Here is a 21451-nt window from a genome sequence, read left to right on the forward strand (position 1 = left end):
TAATGGATTAGGCTTGTTTATTGCATTGCAGCGCCCAAAGCGCGCTTCCGATAATGCCGGCATGGTCGCCAAGCTCTGCACTCTTGATGGCAAAATGATTGCGATAATCCTGAAGCAGCAGGTTATTTAATTCATCCTTCATCGGTTCAAAAAGGAGTTCGCCAGCTAAAGCACCGCCGCCACCGATCACGATCACGTCGGGTGAGAGTGTCGGTACGACCCACGCGAGTGCCCGGCCGAGCTCCCGTCCCGTCTGTTCGAGTACATCCCGCGATAAAGCGTCACCTGCCAGACATGCACGCGAAACATCGCTTGAGCGAATGTCCTTAACGTCAGCAAACCACTCTTGAAGCAGGCTGGTCTCGCCTTGTTCGATCCGCGTCCGAGCTTGCTTGGCAATCCCTGTAGCCGATACGATCGTTTCGAGACAGCCGGTTCTTCCGCAGCCGCAGGCAAAGCCCGTTGGATTGACCGGTACATGTCCGATCTCCCCCGCCATGAAGCGGTGTCCGCGGTGTATCTCCCCACGTTGTACAAACGCGGCAGCCAGTCCTGTACCGATGGTTATTCCGTATACGTAATCGTAGCCGCGGCCAGCGCCTGCAGCCGCCTCTCCGTATATATACAGGCGTACATCATTATCAATAAAGACCGGTTTACCGGTAAGCCCCCTGAGTTTGGCCGCCACAGGAATTTGATTCCAGTTCAGATTCACGGCCCGAAGACTAACGCCTGCCTCGGGATCAACAAGTCCCGGAATTCCTAACCCGATGACCTCGATCTCGTCTGCAGGGATTCCTGCATCTTCTCTAAGCTGTTCAATCGTCAAAGCGATACTCTCTAAAATAGCGTCCACACCTTGTTCAGAGCGGGTCGGAAATTTTCGCTTAACCAGGATGTTGCCGATTTCATCCAATATGCCGCACTCAATGTTAGTACCGCCTACATCCACACCGACTGCATACTTCATGTGAGGTCCCTCCTCTCCCTGTCCAAATCATCAAGGCATAGGCCCTCACTGGCGTAGACCCTATTGCCCAGCACAAAAGTTTGGCACACTTGAAATTGCTCGTTCACGATAATCAGATCTGCATCCTTGCCCGGCTCGATGGTTCCCTTGGAATGGCTTACGCCGATTTGCTCAGCGGGATGAATCGTTAGGGCGGGAACAAGCTCCGCAATGTCCATCCCCGTAAACTTAACGGCGTTAGCCAAAGCCTCGATCATCGTAAGCGAGCTGCCTGCCAGACCGCCTTCTGTTCCGTCCTCCTGTTTCAAATACACCTTGCCTTGCTTCATAATGACCGGCAGCTTGCCAAGCAAATATTCCCCGTCAGGGCATCCAGCCGCGCACATACTGTCCGTGATCAGAAGTACCTTGCCCTCCGGCTTGATGTCGAAGGCCCATTTGATCAAGCCAGGGTGCACGTGAATACCGTCACAAATCAGCTCGACCGCTAATTGATCCAGCATCAGTGCCCCCCCAGCCGCCCCGGGTTCCCTGTGATGCAAAGATCTCATCCCGTTGAACAGATGCGTAACTTGCGTTGCGCCCCACTCCGTCGCCCGCCTCATCGTTGCGAAATCCGCATCGGTATGGCCCAAGGAAATAACGACTCCTTTGCTTACGGCATAACGGATGACTTCTTCCGCATGGCTCAATTCGGGCGCAATCGTCATCAGCTTGATGGTTCCTTGCGAAGCTTCCCAGAAGGCATCAAATTCTTCAATCGATGGATCACGAAGATCCGCCGGGTTTTGTGCCCCGCATCTGGCTGCATTCAGAAACGGACCTTCCAAATGGACCCCTAACAAGTTAGCTCCATCAGGTTCATGTCCCGTCTTAATAAGTTGCCCTGCACATTCCAGAGCCGTAATGATTTCTTCATGCGTCGCAGTAAGCGTCGTTGCCAGCAATGAAGTTGTGCCATTAGATGCGTGAAACCTGCACATCCCCTGAATATGTTCTGCGCTTCCCAGCATGGCATCGTACCCGCCGCCGCCATGGACGTGAATATCGATAAATCCCGGCAGCAATAGCCCCCCGCCGGCGTCCACACGTCGAATTTCTTTGCCCTCATCCTCTGCATGGATTTCAGAATCAGCAATTTGAGCAATCTTGCCATCGTTGATGAGTAGGCTGCCATTCTCAATCCAACCATCCGGCGTGAGAATACGGGCGTTAAAAATTACAGTTAATGTATGCTTCATCAACATTTCCCCCTTATATGCGGCGAAATCAGTCTGATGTTTTGCTTCATTTCATGATTATAATAATCCTGTTTGTTGTTATTTTCAATCATAAATTGATCAATTTGATAAAAAAACAATCAAACTTGTCTATAACAAGTGCAATATTGACTGAAATAATCACATTTTGATTATAATTTTCTTTTTATGATTGAAATTACACTCTGATTGTTTTACACTCACATTAGTTACACAACCATCGTTAGGAGGCTATTATCCATGAGCTTGACTTATAGCGAAATCAAGCAACAATACACGGCTCTACAGCAAACCTATGACTACATGCTGTCTAAAAGACAAGAAATTGTTGCCTTTGCACAATCGGAATCGATTACTTCCATTACCTTTGTTGGCTGCGGATCCAGCTACTGCTTAAGCGAATCCGCCGCGTTCTCTACTCGTCTGCGTGCAGGACTTCCGGCAAGCGCACTAGCCGGTGGCGATCTCATGCTGAACCCTGAACGTTATAGTTCCTTATTAAAGAACACCTTGTTGGTAGCCCCGTCGCGTTCCGGCAGCACCAGTGAAGTAGTCGAAGCACTTCGATTGCTTCAAAATGATAAGCCTGTCCCTGTACTGGCCCTTTCCTGCGTAACGGATTCTCCGCTATCGAAGAAGGCGGATCTATCGCTGGAATTGCCTTGGGCATTCGACCATAGCGTCTGCCAGACCCGTACCGTTACCAATCTTTATGTAGCCAATCTCATGTTGGCCGCCTTCCTCGGCAACGACGAAGTCGTTATCGCGGATATCCAGAAAGCCATCCATCAAGGCGAAGCCTATATGACACGTGTAGAAAGTGATATCCGTAAAGCAGCCGATTTCGCATGGAGCAATGCCGTGGTGCTCGCAGACGGCGAACTTCAAGGCCTCGCTTCCGAGGGAGCAATCGCTTTGACCGAAATTGCGAAAGTACAAGCACACTCCTACCATCTCCTGGATGTCCGTCATGGTCCGATGGTCACTGTTGGTCCCGACACCCTTGTAATTGCCGCGATCACCGGCAATGGCACAGAGCACCAGCGCAACCTGATGCGTGATATCAAAGGCAGAGGCGCAACGATCATCGCGTTCGCGGATCATGCCGAGGCCATAGCGGCAGAGCATGTGGATTTGGCTGTCATCTCGGACAACAAACTGGATGTAGCCGTACAAGGTATTCCATTTATCTTCATCCCGCAAATCGTCGCTTTGACAAGCGCCGATCGCCAAGGTATTAACCCCGATCAACCGGACGGTCTGGTTGCTTGGGTCAAATTGTAGAGCCATTTCCAATAGAAAGAACCTTCAGGCGATTCGCCTGAAGGTTCTTTGCTGATCATTTATGATTTCGCATCTAACTGTTCTTATAACTGCTGTAGCCGTCCAGCCGCGGCATTCACGAAACGGACGGTGATTTCCTTAGGTCTTGTAATTGCTCCGCCTACCACGGCTGCATACGCTCCCAGTTCCAGACAGCGGGCATACAATTCCGGAGTTATCACATTTCCTTCCGCGATGACGGGAAGCTCTGTTGCCAGGAGCACTGCTTTAAGAAACTCGAAATCATTGTCATACAACTTCGATTCAGATGTATACGGCGTGTATCCGTGTAAGGTAGTTGAGATGCAATCAAAACCAAGTTTCTGTGCCATGATGGCTTCTCCGACAGTGGAAATGTCCGCCATTAATTCAATCTCAGGCTTTTGGGACCGGGCGAAGGCTACCAGATCGGCTAGCGTTTCTCCGTTCGGGCGATTTCTCTCCGTCCCGTCCATGGCAATCATATCGCATCCACTCTCCAGCAGTTCGCTTATTTCCTGTTTCGTGGCTGTAATGAACACTTCGCTGTCCGGATAATCCCTCTTTACAATCCCAATGACGGGGAGGTCTACTTCGTTCCGGATGGCGATAATATCTGTCTTGCTGTTGGCCCGAATGCCGACAGCGCCGCCTTGCCAGGCGGCCAAAGCCATCTTGGACATGATCTGCGGACTATGAAGCGGTTCATGCTCCAGTGCTTGACAGGAAACTACGAGACCGCCTTTTATTTGTTCGATCATCTTTGTCCCCCTCCTCTATGCTTTGGCAGTATACAAGGCAACGGTTTCTTCAATTTCCCGGTTCAACTGTGCAAGCGAATCATGGTGTTCCGCAGAAGCCGGCAGCATTGGAAGCCGCGGATTGCCCGTCTCTATTCCGCGCAGACTCAGGATATGCTTGCAAGCTCCATATAGGGAAGGATAACTGAGCAGTTTCTTGATGATTCCATTGATTTTGATCTGCAGCATCCGGGCTTCTTCAATTTTATTCTCTTGAAAGAGATAGTCCAACTTAACAAACAATTCCGGCATGACACCATAAGTACCTCCAATGCCTCCGTCGGCACCCATGATGCGGCCGGCCAGAAATTGCTCGTCCGGCCCGTTAAATACAAGGAACTCTTCTCCGCCGGTCTCTTTGTATTGTTGGAGTTCGAAGGTGCTCTCCCCGGACATTTTTACCCCGATTACCTTATCTTGTGCAGCCAGTTTGGCCAGCAGCTTCGTACTCAACGTGAAGCCCGTTGTTTGCGGAATATTATAGATGATGAAAGGTAGGTTGGTGCTGTCGATCATATGCTGCCAATGGGTTTCCACCGCGGCCTCCGGTAACCGGTAGTAAATGGATGGAACCGCTGAGATAATATCAGCACCGTGGCTCTCGGCATGCTTTGCCAGCTCCACGCTTTCCCGGGTCGAATTGGCACCGACATGAACGATAATGGTCAACTCGCCCCGGACTTCTTCCATAACGGCTTCAAGCACCTGTTTGCGCTCTTCTTCATTTTGCAGGATACCTTCGCCTGAGCTTCCGCCGACATAGAGGCCCTTCACGCCTTTGCCTGTATAATACCGGGCCAGCTGTTTTACCCGCTCCTTATCCACATTCCCCGCTTCGTCATAAGCCGAATACATGGCAATATAAATTCCTTTGTATTTGGATACGATGTCTGTATGCATGGTCAACACTCTCCGTCTCTTATTTATAGTATGGATAGACCGCGCCGTACAAGGCCGCCTTATTGCCCAGTCCGGCCGATACCAGTTTGGTTTGCGAGAATCCTGCAGGTAAATAAATATCCAGATGCGATTGGATTCGGTCCAGCAGAAACTCCTTTTGTTCGGATACACCGCCGCCAATGACAATCAGAGAAGGATCGGCGAACAGGATGAGGTCCGCTACGCCTCTAGCGATCTCCTCTGTCCAGCTTGCCAGCAATTGAAGACAACCACGGTCTCCCTGGCGGGCACGCTCAAACAGTTCATAACCATCGCCTTGGAATCCTGATATTTCCTCCGTTGCCCGACTCATCAAGGCTGACATGGAAGCCCGCTGCTCATAAGTAGTTCCCGTGCGGGGATCATAGAGCATATGCCCGATCTCCCCTGCACGGTAATGGCCGCCGGATACCGGCTCGCCGCCGCTGAACTGGCAGCCCCCGATTCCTGTGCCGAGTGTCATGCACACGAAGTGGTCGTTCCCGCGGGCGGCTCCCTTCCACCACTCCCCACGGGCCGCGGCATTGACATCATTGGCCACAGCAACAGGAAAACCGTAATCCCTCTCCAGCTCCTTCTTGAGGTTCGTTCCTCTATAGGATGGCATGGTGCCGCCGGCAAACAGAATTTCACCGCTGACCGTATCCACTACACCGGCTGTACTGATTCCGATGCCGCGAATCGAGCTATACCGGAACATAAAGTCCCTGACGATTCCGGATACCGCTTCCGGTATGACTTTGCTGGCATCGCCGCTTGGCGTCATGATCTTCCGGTGAACCATAATTTCCTCATTTGCATTGAATACAGCGGCCTTAATCTCCGTCCCGCCCACATCCACAGCGATAACATGTTCCATGGCTTCAACCACCTTGAATTCTTATTCCTTGACAGCTCCGATCGCAATGCCTCTTGTGAAGTACTGCTGGAACAAGAGGAAGATCAGCAGCATCGGAATTGCTGCCACTGTCGCTCCCGCCATCTTGTAAGCAAAATTCGGATTCAGGTCCTGCATCAATGTCGCAATACCGACCATCAAGGTTTTGACGTTCTTGTCTTGCCCGATGACCAGTTGCCAAAGATAGTCGTTCCATACCTGCACAAAATTTAAAATGAACAAGGCCCCAATCCCCGGTTTGATGATCGGGAGTAAAATTTGCAGAAACGTTCTGATTTCCCCCGCTCCGTCAATACGGGCAGCCTCCCTAAGCGCATCCGGTGCGCTGTCGAAGAACCCTTTAAGCAGAAAAACCCCAAAGGCTGTCGCTACGTTCGGCCATACCATGCCCGAGAGCGTATTGACCATGCCAAGATCCTGCGTGATTCGGAACAGAGGTACGATCATCACTTCTTTCGGCACCATCAAGCTGGAAATAAAGATGATAAAGAGCGCATTTTTCCCAAAGAAATTCAGTTTTGAAAAGGCGTAGGCCGCCATCGAACTCGCGATGACCACGAGGATGGTGCTGAGACCTGCGACATATATACTGTTTAAGGTCCAACGCAAGGCTGGCTGGCTATTGAATACATCCGTATAATTGCTGAAGGTAAAGGTTCTAGGCCACCAGTCCGGCGGCATTTTGATAACATCGGAACTGTTCTTTAGCGAACTTGTAAACAGCCAGTACAGCGGGAAAAGATTCAGCACCGCGAAAAAGATGATAATGCTGTTCGATAGAATATCGTACTTTTCGCGTTGTTTTTTTTCTTTTGTATGTGCCATGATTTATCCCTCACTCCTCTTTAAACATTGCCCGAAGCTGCGGAATGGACAGCAACATCGTAATTACAAACATGATGACGCCCACCGCCGATGCAATGCCCAGCTGGTTATATTTGAAAGCGTTGTTGTAGAGATAGTACATCATGGTAACAGAACCGTTGTTCGGCCCGCCGCCCGTCAACAGCTGAATCACGACGAAAATTTTCAGTACGGCAATAATGTTGATGATGGTGATGTAAATCGTAGTGGGCTTTACCAGCGGAATCAGAATTTGAAATATAGTCCGGATCCGGCTGGCCCCGTCCACCTCGGCAGCCTCGAATAAATCTTTGGGAACACCGATCATGGCTGCAATATATAGGATAATCGCCTGACCAACGTTGGTTGCAAAGGTTACAAAAATAATGACCGGAAGAACGGTATGCTTGTTGCCTAGCAAATTAACAATCGAAAAGTCCATCTCTCTTGCTGCATAGGATATTAGGCCATTTGCCGGATTGAGGAGGAATCCCCATACCATACTCATAACGACCATGGAGACCATAACCGGAATATAGTAGCTTCCGCGGATAAAGGAAACGTATCTCGGCTTCTTGTCAAAGACGGCCGATGCGACAAAGATGGAGAAGGCGACGGTCAAAATTACGATAAATACGACAAATATAACGGTGTTATATATGGATTTGAAGAAGACCGGATCATGAAACAGGGTGACATAATTGTCCAAGCCCACGAAAGTCTGCTGGTTAAATTGAACCTTATATAAACTGAGCCGTATGCCTTCAAAAATCGGGTATACGATAAAAATCAGAAACATTAAGAACTGAGGCAGAATGAACAGATACCCGGTAACATTCTCTTTCCAGTGATAGTTTCTCCGTTTCATGGTTATCCGTTACCTTTCCAAATTCACGGCCCCGCCGCACCGTCTCGGGGAGCAGGGCCGGAATTATTTTTAAATGTATTGCACTATTTTGGATCTGAACTCACTTGATTACTTGCTATAAATGATCGAGCTTTCCTTAGCTTGCTGGATGATTGTATTACCCTTGGACTGGTAATCCTTAATCGCCTGCTCCGGTGTTTTCTCGCCGATATATATAGCCTGCAGTTCTGGATAAAGCACTTGTCTCAACTCGCTGTAGCCCGGTACATTGCCTGTAAAATTGAACAGGTTGGCGGAGTTTGCATCGTAAGCAGTGAACAAAGGATATTGATCCTTGAATTGGTCAGCGACCGAGCTTCTCACAGGGATACTGTTCTTGGATGATTTAACAAGCTCGGAATCCGAGGAGAAGAATTTCACGAAATCCTTGGCTACCTGTGTCTTCACATCATTACCGGTTTTAAATACGCAGGCTCCGACCACATAGGTAAAGGACAATGGATTTCCGCTTGCCGAAGGAATATTGGCCAGACGGATATCAAATTTCGGTGCTTTTCCGGCTTCCATGTCCGCCTTGGCATTGTTGAACAAGACCGCATTGGTGAAGCTGACTGCCAACTGCTGATTTTGGAACATCGCATTGGCATCGTTGGAGGAGACGGATTCGGCGCCCGGGTTGGTGTAGCCTTGGGAATAAACATCCTTGAGCCACTGGGCCGCTTTCAAGCCGTTCTCATCATCCAGAATAATATTGCGCTCGTCATCAAAAAACTTGTTGCCGAACATCCGCAGATAAGCAAGATTCCAGGTGTCCCCCTGATTGTTCAATGCATACAGCCCCATCGGATAGGAACCTTTAGGCAGCTTCTCCTTCAGAGTCTTTAGAATATTGTTGTATTCATCCAAAGACCAAGTTTGGATTTCATTGGCATCGCCAATATAGTTATCCAGGCCTGCTGCCTTGAACATGTCCGCATTGTAAGCCAGTGTGCCCGGGTTATGGGCGAACGGATAGAAATATACATTGTCTCCGAATGTTACATTATCCCAGTATTTTTGGTCGATATCCGCTTTCGCTGTATCATCTACAAGATCATCCAGCGGTTCAAGCGCCCCGCGGTGCACATAATCGCCCATGGCGAATACGCTTTCAAAGAATATATCTGGCGGGGTGCCGCCGTTCAGGTTCACGTTCAGCATTTCGTCGCGCTGATCACCGGCGATGACCTGAACGTTGACTTTCACATCATATTTGTCATACTGCTTCGAGAATTTGTCGGCTGCTTCTTTAAAGAAGCTGTCATAGTCGGCATTCGGCTCCGAAGCATCCAACACACCTTTCCATTGCGGGGTTAGCCAAAGGGAGAGTTCTACCTTGTCTTTCTTTCCGGAGTCAGCTTCTCCGCCTGCGCTGTTATTCGCCGTGTTCTTCTGATCGCCGCCGGAGCAGCCGGCAAGCAGCGACATAATGAGTACGAGTGCGGTAGCCGCGGAAAACATGCGTTTCTTAAGCATAAATTGATGCCCCCTAATATAATTTATTGTGAAGCTGGCTTCAAAATAGTTCCCGGTTAATCTTGATGACAACCTTTCTAACTTCAGCTGGTTCGGTTTCGGTCAATCCGGGACGGTGAATGTCTTCCGGAAACAGGACAGCGTAACGGCCGGGGGCAAGGGAAATCATTGACTCGCCCTCCAGTTCGGAATACAAGGAATAATCGTCTTCCGGATGACTTTCAAACGGAAGGGTTTGTTCATCTCTCACCTTGCAGCCGATCGTTTCTTCTCCTTCGATGACATAATGAATATCCAGGAAGCGTTCATGTTTTTCTGCCGGCGGTTCACTTGCCGGCCTGGTGCGGATGGTTGAAATCAAAGCAAACATGTCGTCACCCCAAATGGGATGTCTTCCTTCCTCAAGCAGAGTAAAATCGGATTCAAACAGAAAGTCAATTGCCTTGCGCAGCACGGGATGGGCATATGCCCGCTCCTGAGACCAGTGTGACAACGATCCGGTAATCATGCCGTGGACCTCCTCCTTACGGCTGTAATCTAAGCCTCTCAACTGATGCCAGAAATGCTCTAAGGCTTATGAATAAAGTATAGCCCCGATAGAATAGTCCCAACAGGAACTAATTTATTGTGTTTATGTTCAACTTTTTAAAGCGCTTACATCAAAGTGCTAGAAAATATTCATTTTCTTTAAACACCGATGTTCACAATTTTCAGATGGCCGAAATAACAAAACCCTCCGCTTGCGCAAGAGGGTTCCTCGATTTTATATTATTGTCTTCTGATGCTGGGAACGGTATTTTTGCGGGCTGACTCCTTTTACCTTTTTGAAGATCCTCCCGAAATAATTGATGTTCTCATAACCCACCTGCTCCGCGATCAGATAGCTGGGCAGGCTCGTCTCTTTCAGCAGGCTTGCCGCCTGCTCGATTCGCTTGGAATTAATCCAGTCGGTGAAGCCCATCCCGGTCTCCTTCTTGAAAAGGGTACTCAAGTAAGTCTCACTAATATTGATTCGTTCTGCCGCCTCTTTCAACGAAATATCCTTGGTCAAATTCTCTTTGAGGTAGCGGAGGAGAGTATTGATATCTTCCCTCGACGTCAATTGTACACCATGCTCCAATCCTCCGGACCGGGCTTGCCGGCAAATCCCGGAAAGCTCCCGCCAATCCATGATGGGCCCCCCCGTTTCCGCACGAAGCGAGAGGCCCAGCAAGACATGCGCCGAACTCACCAGTCCGCGGATCTGACGGTCCAGATCATGCTGGCGATCCTCAGGAACGGTAAGCAATGCTGCGATGCATTGGTTGTCGGGACTTACCGGTTCACTGCCCAGCAGCCCCGCCAGCTCCGTTTGAATTAAATGACCCAGCAGCTTCATGCTGGATGTGGACTTCTCACCATCGCGCGTATGAAGCACATGAAACAGCAACAGCATACATTGGGGAGGAAGCTCCACCCCCGGGGGAACGGAAGCCTCTTCGTCCGTAAGAGAATGGAGGAGGCACTCCGTTATAACATCTTTGCTGCTTGCCTGCCCTTCCGTTCTACGGGTAGATTCTGCCCTTGCCTGATCGCCGCTCCGCTTGAGCTTACGGGCGGCTTCAACAAGAATCGCCGTCATCTCCTCGGGCTTCATCGATGTCTTCAACAAATAGTCCTCGACACCGAGCTTCATTGCGCTGCGAACATATTCAAATTCGTTGTGGCTGCTGAGCACAATGATAAGCATGTCGGGATATCGGCGCCGAACCTCTTTGATCAAGTCCAGACCGTTCATATTCGGCATGACAATATCAGTCAGCAGAATATCTGGAACCTCTTGCTCCATCAGTTCCAGCGCTTTCAATCCGTCAGCGGCGTCTCCGATAAATTCAAAATTATGACTCTCCCAGTCGATCAACGATTTAATCCCCAGGCGTACCAATAATTCGTCATCCACGAGCATCACTTTATGATTCATTGCCATGGCCAATCCCCTTCTGAATCTCTCTGATCGGCAGCCGATATTCAACACGTGTCCCTTCACCCGGCTGACTCTCCAGACTTATTCCGTAACTTTCACCATATTGAAGCCGAATTCGTTCATGCACGTTCTTGATTCCGATTCGCTCGGGTACAACACCGGATTCCAACCAGCTTCTAAGCTCTTCCAGCTTCTCTGGCGTCACTCCCGCGCCATTATCACTTACCTGGAGCACGAAATCGTCTCCATCACGCCACGCCTTCATCGAAATACATCCTTTACCCGCCATGTCTTGAAGTCCATGCACCAGACAGTTTTCGATAATCGGTTGAAGCATAATATTAATGACCTCCTGATCCATCAGTTCCTCCGGCACCTCAATATTCACGGTCAAAGGTTCAGGGTGGCTCATCTTCATCAGCGCAATATAGTTCCCAATATAATCCAGCTCCTGTCGGAGAGTAATCAGAACTCCACCTCTCCCGATGCTGCCTTCCAGAATTCCTCCCAAATTGGATAACATATCACCGACCTCCCGATCGTGGCGGATATAGGCCATCCATTTGATGTTGTTAAGCGTGTTCAACAGGAAATGCGGATTAATCTGAGCCTGAAGCGCCCTAAAGCGCATATCCTCCTTCTGCTCATATTCTTCTTTTACCCGTGCCAGCAAACTGCGGATTTTCTTCACCATTTTGTTGTAGGTCTCAATCAGCGAAGAAATTTCCTGGGGGCCGGTGACGGAGATATTGGAGTGGTACTCCTTATCCTCTAAATCCCTCATTTTCTTGCGCAACAGCTTAAGCGGTTTCGATATGCTGTAAGCGATGGAAATCGTAATGAAAGAGAAGACGATAAAGATCGCAAAGAAGATCAGCAAATTGGTTTTGCGGAGTTCAAAAATTTCTTTAAACACAGTATCATAGGGAACCAGTTGCAGGATCTTCCACCCGTTGATGCGAACCGTGTCATAGTTTACGATCCACTTTTCGCCATTCTTCTCGAAAATATGCTGTCCCCGGTTATTCTCCCGGATTTGAGACATGTAAGCCTCTCCGTTCAGACTCCTGCCTATTTGGTGTTTGTCCGGGCTGGAGACTACGGTCCCTTCCGCATCAATCAGGTAAGTCTCCCCTTCAAGTCCCGTTAAATATTTGCGGATATCCTCCTCGCGGACACTGAATAGAATCATTCCGCTATTCTGATTGCTCTGGGGCTCGGTAATCGTCTTCACTAATGTAATCAACGGATTACGATCGGCGTACATTAATTCCTTGTTATTGAACATCCACTTCAATTGATACGGCTTATCCATCATTTCTTTGTACCAATCCGCCTCCAGGTAACCCTTCAGGAGCGGATCAAACATATAGCTTGTACTGATCCAGTTGCCTTGCCGATCAAATAACGTAACGTAGGTATTCGAGAAATATGAGCTGAACAACCGGTTCAGCACGGTGTCATTCAATCGGAGCTTCTCGTATTTACTATAGGCTTCCGGTTCCTTCAGAAGCTTTGAGATACTGGGTTGGATGGTAATGTTGACGGAGGATTGAAGCATTTCCTCAAGAAACAGCTGCACATTGAAATTTACCAGATACAAGGCATCCTGTGTGGAACGGCCGATCTTTTGCTCGATAACTCTTTCCAACGGCTTGTCCATAAAGTAGAAAGTCAGCAAGAAGGGAATCACCAGAAAAAACAGGATCGAAACAATTATCTGATTGCGGATCGAATACATCCGGGCTTTTAACCGGGACCATTTCCACATCGGGTTACACCTCGCTACTCTCAATGCCGGCAGGCGGGCAAAATGTACGAGCCATCCTGTAAGCGATATCATATCAGAGTTCAATTATAGAGTCTGGCAATTACGTTACGCAAGGGGGGATATTGTGCGAGCGCAGGGATCTGTTGGAAAGCGATAAAAACCTGATACGATGAGATTGGAAAAAGGAAACAGAATATCGTTTCGCTTCTAGGATCAGAAAAGTCTCCTGAAAATACGTACGCCATATGACGAAGGATAGGTCAGCGCGGGTCAAATCATTTTTCGGATGGAGTGTATGATCCGGTGTACCTTGTATGAGGCCCAACTCGATGCAACCAAAAATAGAGGTTGTCCCGGGATCAAATGCAAGACTTCCGGGACAGCCTCTTCTATTTGCCAAGCGTCATCATCAAAATTAAATCTCGTACCACTTGATCTCGTTCGCTTCCAGCTTCAAGGAGAAGCTGGAGCCGTCGCCGCGATATACGACCGTTTCCTGCGGCTCATACGTATTGTTCACCACGCAGTATTTGCCGTTCTTCACATAGGCGTGAACTTCCACATTGTAGTTCTCGCTGAACCAGCGGTTCAGCTCCCCATCGCTGTGGGCGCTCCAGAGGATCGCACGGTACAGCAGGCGGCTGTTCTCGAAGCTGTACGGCAAACCGCTTATATAAACGCTTCGCCCCGCGCCGAATTCGTTCACCGCAAGCTGGACCTCCTGATCGATTTGGCGGAGAATCTTAGTGCCTTCGAGAGCAAAAATACTCTTCTTGCCTTCGCCAAAGTCGATTTCCTTGCTTCCATTACTATTCGTTTTGCAGTCCGCCGTAATGAAATGATCATGCTCATCCCAGTTATACTTATCGTATCCCAGGGTAAAGCCGCGTTCTTCCTCTACGCCGAGAACGTTGGCCAGCTGGAAGAAGCGTCCTTGGGCTTGATGCGCTGTAGGCTCGCCAACACCGATAAATCCGCCGCCTTTATGAACAAAGCCTTTAATCGCGGTAACGATATCGGTATCGAGCCACCACTCTCCGCCCGTGTAGGCCGTATCCGCATCCCCAACATTTAATATGACATCAATTCCGTCTAATACGGAAGGATCTTCTTTGATATCGTCGAAGCTGATGAATTTCACATCGAAAGGCGCCCCGGAAAGTGCTTCAATAATGCCGGCGTAGCTGTAATTTTTCTTATAGTAGAGCGCATGATGGACCATATGGTTGCCCCAGGCCCGCATTTTGCCCCAACAGTTAAGCACGGCTACCGTCTTAACGCAGTATGGCGTCGTTCCCTGTACGTTGTCATAAAGGGTGCGGAACTCGTCCGTAACGCTTTCTACATAGTCGATAAAGTCCGGGAAATCCAGGGCAAGCTTCAGGTATCCGCCGTATCCGATCCGGTCAATCGGTTTGCGAAGGATCGCGCGTCTGGCGGTAACCCAATTCACTTTGGCCTCTTTTACAGGGTCCCCGCCTTCATGGAAGGTATCCGGAAAGAAGTAAGGCAAGAAACGGCCTTCGGTGTATTTAACGCCAGGAATGTCGCTGATCAATCTCAGCGTAGAACCATTGCCCACACTGCCGACAACTGCATCCAGGCCAATCGAAGCGAATTCCTCCATGAACGGCTCGGTACCGATCCAATGATCGCCCAGGAACATCATGGCCTCTTTACCGCATTCATGGGTAATATCGACCATTTCTTTCGCCAGCTTCGCCACTTCGCGGCGCTGGAATGCTTGGAAATCGCGGAACTCCTTGCTCGGAATCCGGTAATTGTTGTTGTAATAGCCCTGATCGATAATAAATTCAGGTCTGAATTTATAACCTGCCTCCTCCTCAAACTGTTCGAGGATATAAGGGCTGACGGAGGCTGAATACCCGTACCAGTCCACATATTTTTCACGAGCGAGCTCATCGAAAACGAGGGTGAATTGGTGGAAGAAGGTTGTATAACGGATCACATTCACATAGGGATGTTCCTCGATAAATTTGCGAATGCGCTGCATCGTAAATTCGCGGGTCTTCGGCTGACGAACATCAAACGTAATTTGATGCTCGACATCCTGCCAATCATTCGTAACCGCATTGTACATATGCACCGGATCCCACATAATATAAGCCAAAAAACTAACGGTGTAATCATGGAACGGATGAGTTGAAATGGTCACATCGCCGGTTTGCTCGTCATAGCTCCATTGTTCGGTCGGCACGACCTCTCCCGTCGTACGATCGACAACTTCCCACCAGCGCCGAATATCGTCGCGGCTGTTCACTTTGAGCATGTCCGGATAAAGCCCCTTCATGAGGGTAATGGACAGACTCTCACCTTCCGCCGTATAAATCGGTGTCATCAAATACATTTGTTGAATCTCATCCGGATTCGCCTTGGCCCATACGTTATCCTTCCGGGTTGTATAGTAGGTAGAATAGACCTTAGCATCGACATCCTGCAGCTCGGCCGGAAATTCAGTACCGTCGCAGTCGCGCACAGCGTCCGCGCCCCAGCGCTTCATGATCTCCAGCGTTTGCGGAATGACGTCTGTATCAGTAGGTATCGTCACACGTCCTCTTTTTGCACTCATGGATGAAAAACTCCTTTATTTATATTTACGATTGTATAACCACAGCAGAGTGATCAGCATGGTTAGCCCAAGCAGCATTAGCCCAAGCCCGGGAGCACCGATGTCCCTTTGCCCGACAATAACCAATCCGACCCCGACGATAAAAACAATCAGCATCAACAAAATGCGCAGATAATTTTTCAGAAAATCATTCATCATAGCACCTTATCCTTTCAGCCCGCCCATCGTCATTCCCTGGGTAAGCTTCTTTTGTACCAGAATGTATATAATCAGGGTTGGAAGCATGACGAGCACCAAGCCTGCATACATCTGACCGTATTGAACAGCGGATTTTTGCGCTGCCATCAGGTTCATTAAGCCGACCGGCAACGTTTTGAAGGTCGGTTTGGTCAGAAGCGTCATGGAAATGATATATTCGTTCCAGTAGGACAGGAAGTTGAACAGAATCACGGTTACGATGCTAGGTTTAGCCATCGGCATAATGATTTGCACCATCGTACGGAAGTTGCCCGCGCCGTCGACGGAAGCCGCCTCCTCGAACTCTTTGGGCAGGGATTTGAAATATCCCGACATAAGATAGATGGTGAAGGGCAGTGACATCGCAGCATATACGACCGCGAGAACAAACAGGTTGTTCAGCAAAACGGGATGACCCAGAATGCCGCGGAGCGCCTTGTCGCCGTTGTTCAGCATCAGAAAGATAGGAACTACGATATAGTTGACGTTAATAAAGAGGCCCGCCATAAACATCATATTCAAGAATGCGTTCCCTCTAAATTTAAAACGCGAAAGTACATAGGACGCCGGCAAAGCCACAATGAGCAATAACCCCAGCGCGATCGCCGTCACCAATACGGAATTGAGCATGAATGAACCCATTTTTGCCTTCAGCCAGGCATCAGCAAAGTTCTGCAGATGTATTCCGAGCGGCAGGGCCCAAGGGTTGCCGTAAAACTCACTGTCTTGTTTGACGGAAGCCATGAACGCCCAGAGTACAGGAATGAGGATTATAACGGCTAAAGCGATCAGTACAACATAAATGAAGCCTTTATATAATTTGTCGCTAACGCCTCGCCGTGAGCGGTTGTCTGTAATCATGTTATCCCCTCCTAATATTCCAAATGCTCTCGTCTAGTAACTGCGTTCAGAATCCCGGCCAGCGCGAAGGAGAACAGGAACACAATTACGCCGATGGCCATTCCGTAACCATACGAGGAATTCGTATAAGCTTCTTTATACATATAGCTGAGGAACACCTCGGTGGCTCCGTCGGGACCGCCGCTCGTCATCGTCATTACGAACAGGAAACTCATGTTGATCGTACTGATGATAAAAAACGTGAGAGTGGTTCGGATGTTCGTCCAGATTAACGGGATGGTGATCTGAAAAAACTGCGTCATCCGGCCAGCACCTTCAAGTCCTGCGGATTCATATAAGCTCTCCGGAATATTGGCCATACTTGCCATGTACATAACCATGTAATAGCCGATCGCCTGCCAGATCATCGCGCCCGCCAGACTGAAAATGACGATCTTTTGATCACCTAGCCATAAAATGGGCTCTGCTTGAAATCCGCGAAACAATTTCAGGAATGCGTTCAAAAGCCCGCTGTTCGGGTCGAAAATCGCAGAAAAGATCGCACTGATAACTACTACGGACAGAATATTCGGAATATAGAAGACAACTCGCAAAAAGTTCTGCCCTTTAAGCTTTTCACGGGTGAGCATCGAGGCAAACAAGAGTGCGAGAGCAAACGTCACGATCGTCACGATTACAATGAGTAAAACGCTGTTCTGAAAGGTCTGATAAAACTTTTCACTTTGAAAAAGCTTGCTGAAGTTCTGAAACCCTACGAAGGTTTTGTTATCGGTATAGCCGCCCACTTGTACAATGACATTCGAAAGACATCAATCGTGGGGATAATCAGGAAAATTACGAAAAGGAGAACGGCGGGTGCAAGACAAAAAAATATAAAACGTCCTCTTCCTTTATTCGTGTCCATGGGTTTTATCTCTCCTTCCAAAAGGTCAGAACAATGGTGGTCAGCACGTGCTGCCCACCATTGTTCTTAGGACATTCTCAAGAAATCGGGATCGGTATTATTTCATAGCCGCTCTTAAGGCATCGCTTGCTTTAATAATTCCGTTGACCCAGTCTTCCTGCGACTTGGCACCAGTCACCAAGGAGTCAATCGAGCGGAATACGGTATCGGAAATGTTCACACCTTCAACAGGATCCGTTGTGGCAAATGCGCCCATTGCGGCTTTTGCGCCACTATCATAGATGCTGTAGAAGAGCTTGTTGTCGCCATCCAGCTTCTCGGACATTCCCTTGATCGGTTGAACCGCACCGACTTTTGCAAAAATGGCTGCGGCTTCATCGGAGTAAAGATAAGCAATAAACTGTTTGGCCAGGTCGGCATTTTCCGCTTTGGCAGGAACCCAAATTTGTTCAAAGAAAGTGTAAGAATACCGGTCTCCGCCTTCTTTCAATGCCGGCAGAGCTGTGAAGCCCCATTTGAAGCCTTCTGCGCGAGGAGCTTTGCTCATCTCGCCGACAACCCAGGTTCCGTTAGGCATAAAGAGCGCTTTATTGTCCAAAATCAGCTGCTGATTCTTAGTAAAGTTATCTTTGTTGGCATTGGCTGGAACTGTTTTTTCCGTATAGGTGGAAGTTAATTTAGTAATCAGATCAAATGCTTGCTTCGCTTCCGGAGTTTCCCAAACTCCTTCGGTGTAGCTTGTTGCTTTATTGAAGAAATCCGCTCCGCCCACTTCGTTCAGCAAAGCATAGAAGAAGGAATCAAAATACCCTGGCATTGGATAAGCGAACAACGCAATGCCTTCCGCTTTGGCTTTGTCACCTAAAGCCCACATTTCGTCCCATGTTTCAGGAACTTTCCAACCCTTTTCTTCAAACAATCCCTCGTTGAAGAATAGACCGGTAGGGCTGTAGAACATAGGCATGAGGTAAGTTTTACCGTCGTTGTAAGGATTGGTAATCGACGTATCGGTGAAGCCCGGGATCAGCTTATCCTTCACGGTAACGTCTTCACCTGGAACTGTCATGGACAATACATCTGTCAGATCAGTCAAGTTATTATCTTTAACGAAGGTTTCGGTCAAGCCTTTCTGTTGGCCCACGGCCAAATGGATGATATCCGGGAAGTCGCCGGATTTCATGCCCGGTCCAATAACATCTTCAATATTTTTATCGATGGTCGTTTCAACTTTTACGCCAGGAGTAGCCTTCTCAAATGCGGCTGTAATCTCCTTCCATACATCGGCACCGTAAGCGGTTTCCAATGCGGCTAGCTTAAGCGTGCGCGTTTCCGTAGTAGAAGTAGAGTTTGTTTTTGTGTTGTTGGATGAATTTGTTGTAGTACCAGAAGCATTTTCAGAAGAGTTGCCACAGGCTGCCAGGCTAAGCGTCAATGCTGCCGTGATTGCAAGACTAAGAATCTTTTTCATAAATCCATTACCCCTCCATAATTTTTTCTTTTTTTGTGATTATGCGTAATCGCTTTCATATTTCCTACATCTCTAACTTATCTTATCGGGCCATTTGTTATCTACATACATGTTGCCGTTGATTTTATATATCTTGCTATTATAATAAGTTTATAATTTAAAAAAAGTCGACAGTTTTATAGCAAAAAATGTTTGATTGTGTCGAAATCAGAAGATTGATGGAACTTTTATATTAGAAGGGACGGAAAGCCTTGGGAAATGTACGCTATTGGCTTCCCGAAAAGGGACGCGGGGAGATTCCCGCCAAGTTGATCTATGTCAGCTCCTCCATTTATGAGGGGGATTGGTTCAGCATCCGTCATACTCACAGTTTTGCCGAGCTATTTTATGTCCGCAGCGGTCAGGGAAACTTCATTGTCGAGGACGACATTTATCCGGTAAAGCAGGATGATCTTGTCATCGTAAACCCGAATGTGGAGCATACCGAGGTTTCTGTCAGCAGCGACCCTTTGGAATATGTCGTACTCGGTGTTGAGGGGATGAGCTTTGACTTTGGGAATCGAAGCGGCAGCCTGAATCACAAGATTATCAATTATCGGAATCAGCGGAATGAACTGCTGTTTTATTTCAATGCGATGCTTCGGGAAACGGAAAACAAGGAAGAGAACTATGAAGCCATCTGCCAAAACCTGCTCGAGGTTGTAATCATTAGTCTAATGCGAAGCTCCGGTCACCCATTCTCCGTCGTGGCTACTCAAAGAGCTAACAAGATATGCAGCAGAATCAAACGGTATATCGACTCCAACTATACGGAAGATATTTCGCTCGACTTTCTGGCGGACAAGGCGCACATCAGCAAATATTATCTGTCCCATACCTTCACTAAATATTATGGTATGTCGCCCATCAATTACTTGAATGAGGTCAGACTTCGTACGAGCAAGGAGTTACTTGAAACCACGGACCTTTCCATCTCACAAATCGCGGAATCTTCGGGCTTCTCCTCTCAAAGCTATTTCTCGCAAAGCTTCCGCCGCAGCTGCGGCCTCACTCCCAGCGACTACCGGGTTCAGGCAAAGAGGGGGCAGTGATGGGATAACGAAGTAACCAAAACTAGAAACCCTCTAACAAAAGCACTTGATAACAGTGCATGTTAGAGGGTTTCGTGCGTAGCAGCTAAGGTTAGCGAATACTACTTCGAAAATATTATTTTGGATCTACTTAAAGTGACTAATGGAAATATTGATCTTATAGTGGCCGTATACCAGGATTTCATCTAACAATTTGGACAGCAAGCTATAGTCCGCCAATTGGACTTTTAGAATAAAACAGGGTTCTCCGCTAACACGATGGGCCTCTTTAATTTCATCACGTTCCATAATGAACTGTTCAAACTTCGTATGCTTGTAGTCCTTCATCAGGACAGTAATAAATATACAGTAGGTGTTACCCATTAATTTTTCATTTAACTTAACGGTGTACCCTTCTATGACTCCAATCTCTTCTAGACGTTGAATCCGTTTAGAAACTGCGACCCCAGACATATGTACGATCTCACCAATCTGTTTCCATTGCATTCTTGAGTTTTTTTGTAAACAACGTACAATTTCCATGTCTATATGATCAATCACCTTATCAATTTCCTTTCACGGGCAAAGTAATTTGAGCAAACTGTTTCATGGGCGTATGCAAGCCCAGAAAATTGTTTGTTAGAATAATCATCAGAGGATCCTCAAATTCAGATTATACCAAAAAAGGTGGTTATATGGATGAAAAAATTATTCTTTACTATGCTATCACTCTCGCTAATCACTCTTATATCCGTTGGATGTTCCACAAAAGAAGCAAATTCAACAAACTCGGCCGAAACAGCAGCATCACCTGCTCATCAACAGTCTCACCATCAACTAGAAGCTGAAATAGAAGCAGAAGCAGGAGAATCACAATATACATTAGATGCTACTGCCTACAAAGAAAATGATAGATATTTCTTAAACATTGAAACCAATTTGAATATTTCCAAAGAAAACTATGGTATAAAGGCAGTAGAAGGCGAAGGCCATATCCATCTATACATTAACGGTTCATTAATAGGTCCGATTCAAGAGACGAGCGGATATCCTCTTCCCCTGATGAAGAAAGGAACTAATGAAATCAAACTAGTATTAGCAACAAATAAACATGCCGAAAGCTACAAGGTTTCTAAAGAATTTAGTATTGAAGTAGAAGAATAATTGAACCGCAACTCCATTAATCTAAAATC

Annotated in this window: 20 protein-coding genes; 3 read left to right on the top strand and 17 right to left on the bottom strand. The window is 47.8% G+C overall.

The window, feature by feature from the left end:
- Window positions 1–7 precede the first annotated feature (7 nt).
- A complete protein-coding gene (locus tag KJS57_RS24140) occupies window positions 8–970 on the bottom strand; it encodes an ROK family protein (RefSeq protein WP_213656587.1) in 963 nt (320 codons plus the stop codon).
- The gene (gene nagA / locus KJS57_RS24145; RefSeq protein WP_213656588.1) at window positions 967–2211 is read right to left on the bottom strand and encodes an N-acetylglucosamine-6-phosphate deacetylase; all 1245 of its coding nucleotides are present in this window, start codon (window positions 2209–2211) and stop codon (window positions 967–969) included. Before nagA ends, KJS57_RS24140 begins: the two co-directional genes overlap by 4 nt.
- A 258-nt stretch (window positions 2212–2469) precedes the next feature.
- Between nagA and KJS57_RS24150 the strand changes: the two genes are divergently transcribed.
- Window positions 2470–3513, top strand: a complete 1044-nt coding sequence (locus KJS57_RS24150; RefSeq protein WP_213656589.1) for an SIS domain-containing protein — start codon at window positions 2470–2472, stop codon at window positions 3511–3513.
- Window positions 3514–3596: 83 nt separating this feature from the next.
- Here KJS57_RS24150 and KJS57_RS24155 read toward each other — a convergent pair whose 3' ends face one another.
- The 14 genes from KJS57_RS24155 to KJS57_RS24220 all read right to left on the bottom strand — a co-directional run bounded on the left by KJS57_RS24155 (window position 3597) and on the right by KJS57_RS24220 (window position 19188).
- Window positions 3597–4292, bottom strand: coding sequence for an N-acetylmannosamine-6-phosphate 2-epimerase (locus KJS57_RS24155; RefSeq protein ID WP_213656590.1), 696 nt, complete (start codon window positions 4290–4292; stop codon window positions 3597–3599).
- A gap of 15 nt (window positions 4293–4307) precedes the next feature.
- Window positions 4308–5231, bottom strand: a complete 924-nt coding sequence (locus tag KJS57_RS24160) for a dihydrodipicolinate synthase family protein (RefSeq protein ID WP_213656591.1) — start codon at window positions 5229–5231, stop codon at window positions 4308–4310.
- A gap of 19 nt (window positions 5232–5250) precedes the next feature.
- Complete coding sequence (locus tag KJS57_RS24165) at window positions 5251–6129, bottom strand: ROK family protein (RefSeq protein ID WP_213656592.1); 879 nt, start codon at window positions 6127–6129, stop codon at window positions 5251–5253.
- A 21-nt stretch (window positions 6130–6150) separates the two neighbouring features.
- The gene (locus KJS57_RS24170; protein ID WP_213656593.1) at window positions 6151–6993 is read right to left on the bottom strand and encodes a carbohydrate ABC transporter permease; all 843 of its coding nucleotides are present in this window, start codon (window positions 6991–6993) and stop codon (window positions 6151–6153) included.
- A gap of 10 nt (window positions 6994–7003) precedes the next feature.
- Window positions 7004–7879, bottom strand: a complete 876-nt coding sequence (locus KJS57_RS24175) for a carbohydrate ABC transporter permease (protein ID WP_213656594.1) — start codon at window positions 7877–7879, stop codon at window positions 7004–7006.
- 108 nt (window positions 7880–7987) lie between these two features.
- Window positions 7988–9394: an ABC transporter substrate-binding protein gene (locus tag KJS57_RS24180; RefSeq protein WP_213656595.1), complete on the bottom strand. Its 1407-nt coding sequence runs from the start codon at window positions 9392–9394 to the stop codon at window positions 7988–7990.
- 40 nt (window positions 9395–9434) lie between these two features.
- Window positions 9435–9902, bottom strand: a complete 468-nt coding sequence (locus tag KJS57_RS24185; protein ID WP_213656596.1) for a NanQ anomerase/TabA/YiaL family protein — start codon at window positions 9900–9902, stop codon at window positions 9435–9437.
- A 255-nt stretch (window positions 9903–10157) separates the two neighbouring features.
- Window positions 10158–11360, bottom strand: a complete 1203-nt coding sequence (locus KJS57_RS24190) for a response regulator transcription factor (protein WP_213656597.1) — start codon at window positions 11358–11360, stop codon at window positions 10158–10160.
- Window positions 11344–13128, bottom strand: coding sequence for a sensor histidine kinase (locus tag KJS57_RS24195; protein WP_244861692.1), 1785 nt, complete (start codon window positions 13126–13128; stop codon window positions 11344–11346). Before KJS57_RS24195 ends, KJS57_RS24190 begins: the two co-directional genes overlap by 17 nt.
- Before the next feature lie 415 nt (window positions 13129–13543).
- The gene (gnpA, locus tag KJS57_RS24200) at window positions 13544–15718 is read right to left on the bottom strand and encodes a 1,3-beta-galactosyl-N-acetylhexosamine phosphorylase (protein ID WP_213656598.1); all 2175 of its coding nucleotides are present in this window, start codon (window positions 15716–15718) and stop codon (window positions 13544–13546) included.
- Between the two features lie 15 nt (window positions 15719–15733).
- Entirely contained in the window at window positions 15734–15916 is a 183-nt protein-coding gene (locus tag KJS57_RS24205) for a DUF6903 family protein (protein ID WP_211025881.1), read from the bottom strand.
- Window positions 15917–15922: 6 nt separating this feature from the next.
- Window positions 15923–16816 carry a carbohydrate ABC transporter permease gene (locus tag KJS57_RS24210; protein WP_213656599.1) on the bottom strand — a complete coding sequence of 298 codons (894 nt, stop codon included), beginning with the start codon at window positions 16814–16816 and terminating at the stop codon, window positions 15923–15925.
- 11 nt (window positions 16817–16827) lie between these two features.
- Window positions 16828–17601 carry a carbohydrate ABC transporter permease gene (locus tag KJS57_RS24215; RefSeq protein ID WP_244861693.1) on the bottom strand — a complete coding sequence of 258 codons (774 nt, stop codon included), beginning with the start codon at window positions 17599–17601 and terminating at the stop codon, window positions 16828–16830.
- A 216-nt stretch (window positions 17602–17817) separates the two neighbouring features.
- Window positions 17818–19188 (bottom strand): carbohydrate ABC transporter substrate-binding protein, encoded by a 1371-nt coding sequence (locus tag KJS57_RS24220; RefSeq protein WP_213656600.1) that lies wholly within the window; start codon window positions 19186–19188, stop codon window positions 17818–17820.
- Between the two features lie 251 nt (window positions 19189–19439).
- On the opposite strand from KJS57_RS24220, the gene KJS57_RS24225 reads away from it, so the two are divergent.
- Window positions 19440–20279 (top strand): AraC family transcriptional regulator, encoded by an 840-nt coding sequence (locus KJS57_RS24225; protein WP_213656601.1) that lies wholly within the window; start codon window positions 19440–19442, stop codon window positions 20277–20279.
- 126 nt (window positions 20280–20405) lie between these two features.
- On the opposite strand, the gene KJS57_RS24230 is transcribed toward KJS57_RS24225, so the two are convergent.
- Window positions 20406–20819, bottom strand: a complete 414-nt coding sequence (locus KJS57_RS24230; protein WP_213656602.1) for an Lrp/AsnC family transcriptional regulator — start codon at window positions 20817–20819, stop codon at window positions 20406–20408.
- A 138-nt stretch (window positions 20820–20957) separates the two neighbouring features.
- On the opposite strand from KJS57_RS24230, the gene KJS57_RS24235 reads away from it, so the two are divergent.
- Complete coding sequence (locus KJS57_RS24235; protein ID WP_213656603.1) at window positions 20958–21422, top strand: DUF3100 domain-containing protein; 465 nt, start codon at window positions 20958–20960, stop codon at window positions 21420–21422.
- Window positions 21423–21451: the final 29 nt, after the last annotated feature.

It is taken from the genome of Paenibacillus vini (assembly GCF_018403325.1).
In the GTDB taxonomy this organism is placed as follows: Bacteria; Bacillota; Bacilli; order Paenibacillales; family Paenibacillaceae; genus Fontibacillus; species Fontibacillus vini.

Excerpts from the sequence above, each read along its gene's own strand:
- KJS57_RS24205 (WP_211025881.1), bottom strand. The coding sequence starts at position 15,916 with ATGATGAATGATTTTCTGAAAAATTATCTGCGCATTTTGTTGATGCTG.
- KJS57_RS24190 (WP_213656597.1), bottom strand. The coding sequence starts at position 11,360 with ATGGCAATGAATCATAAAGTGATGCTCGTGGATGACGAATTATTGGTA.
- nagA (WP_213656588.1), bottom strand. The coding sequence starts at position 2,211 with ATGAAGCATACATTAACTGTAATTTTTAACGCCCGTATTCTCACGCCG.
- KJS57_RS24235 (WP_213656603.1), top strand. The coding sequence starts at position 20,958 with ATGAAAAAATTATTCTTTACTATGCTATCACTCTCGCTAATCACTCTT.
- KJS57_RS24155 (WP_213656590.1), bottom strand. The coding sequence starts at position 4,292 with ATGATCGAACAAATAAAAGGCGGTCTCGTAGTTTCCTGTCAAGCACTG.
- KJS57_RS24210 (WP_213656599.1), bottom strand. The coding sequence starts at position 16,816 with ATGATTACAGACAACCGCTCACGGCGAGGCGTTAGCGACAAATTATAT.
- KJS57_RS24140 (WP_213656587.1), bottom strand. The coding sequence starts at position 970 with ATGAAGTATGCAGTCGGTGTGGATGTAGGCGGTACTAACATTGAGTGC.
- KJS57_RS24160 (WP_213656591.1), bottom strand. The coding sequence starts at position 5,231 with ATGCATACAGACATCGTATCCAAATACAAAGGAATTTATATTGCCATG.
- KJS57_RS24165 (WP_213656592.1), bottom strand. The coding sequence starts at position 6,129 with ATGGAACATGTTATCGCTGTGGATGTGGGCGGGACGGAGATTAAGGCC.
- gnpA (WP_213656598.1), bottom strand. The coding sequence starts at position 15,718 with ATGAGTGCAAAAAGAGGACGTGTGACGATACCTACTGATACAGACGTC.
- KJS57_RS24195 (WP_244861692.1), bottom strand. The coding sequence starts at position 13,128 with ATGTGGAAATGGTCCCGGTTAAAAGCCCGGATGTATTCGATCCGCAAT.
- KJS57_RS24175 (WP_213656594.1), bottom strand. The coding sequence starts at position 7,879 with ATGAAACGGAGAAACTATCACTGGAAAGAGAATGTTACCGGGTATCTG.
- KJS57_RS24185 (WP_213656596.1), bottom strand. The coding sequence starts at position 9,902 with ATGATTACCGGATCGTTGTCACACTGGTCTCAGGAGCGGGCATATGCC.
- KJS57_RS24180 (WP_213656595.1), bottom strand. The coding sequence starts at position 9,394 with ATGCTTAAGAAACGCATGTTTTCCGCGGCTACCGCACTCGTACTCATT.
- KJS57_RS24220 (WP_213656600.1), bottom strand. The coding sequence starts at position 19,188 with ATGAAAAAGATTCTTAGTCTTGCAATCACGGCAGCATTGACGCTTAGC.
- KJS57_RS24150 (WP_213656589.1), top strand. The coding sequence starts at position 2,470 with ATGAGCTTGACTTATAGCGAAATCAAGCAACAATACACGGCTCTACAG.
- KJS57_RS24170 (WP_213656593.1), bottom strand. The coding sequence starts at position 6,993 with ATGGCACATACAAAAGAAAAAAAACAACGCGAAAAGTACGATATTCTA.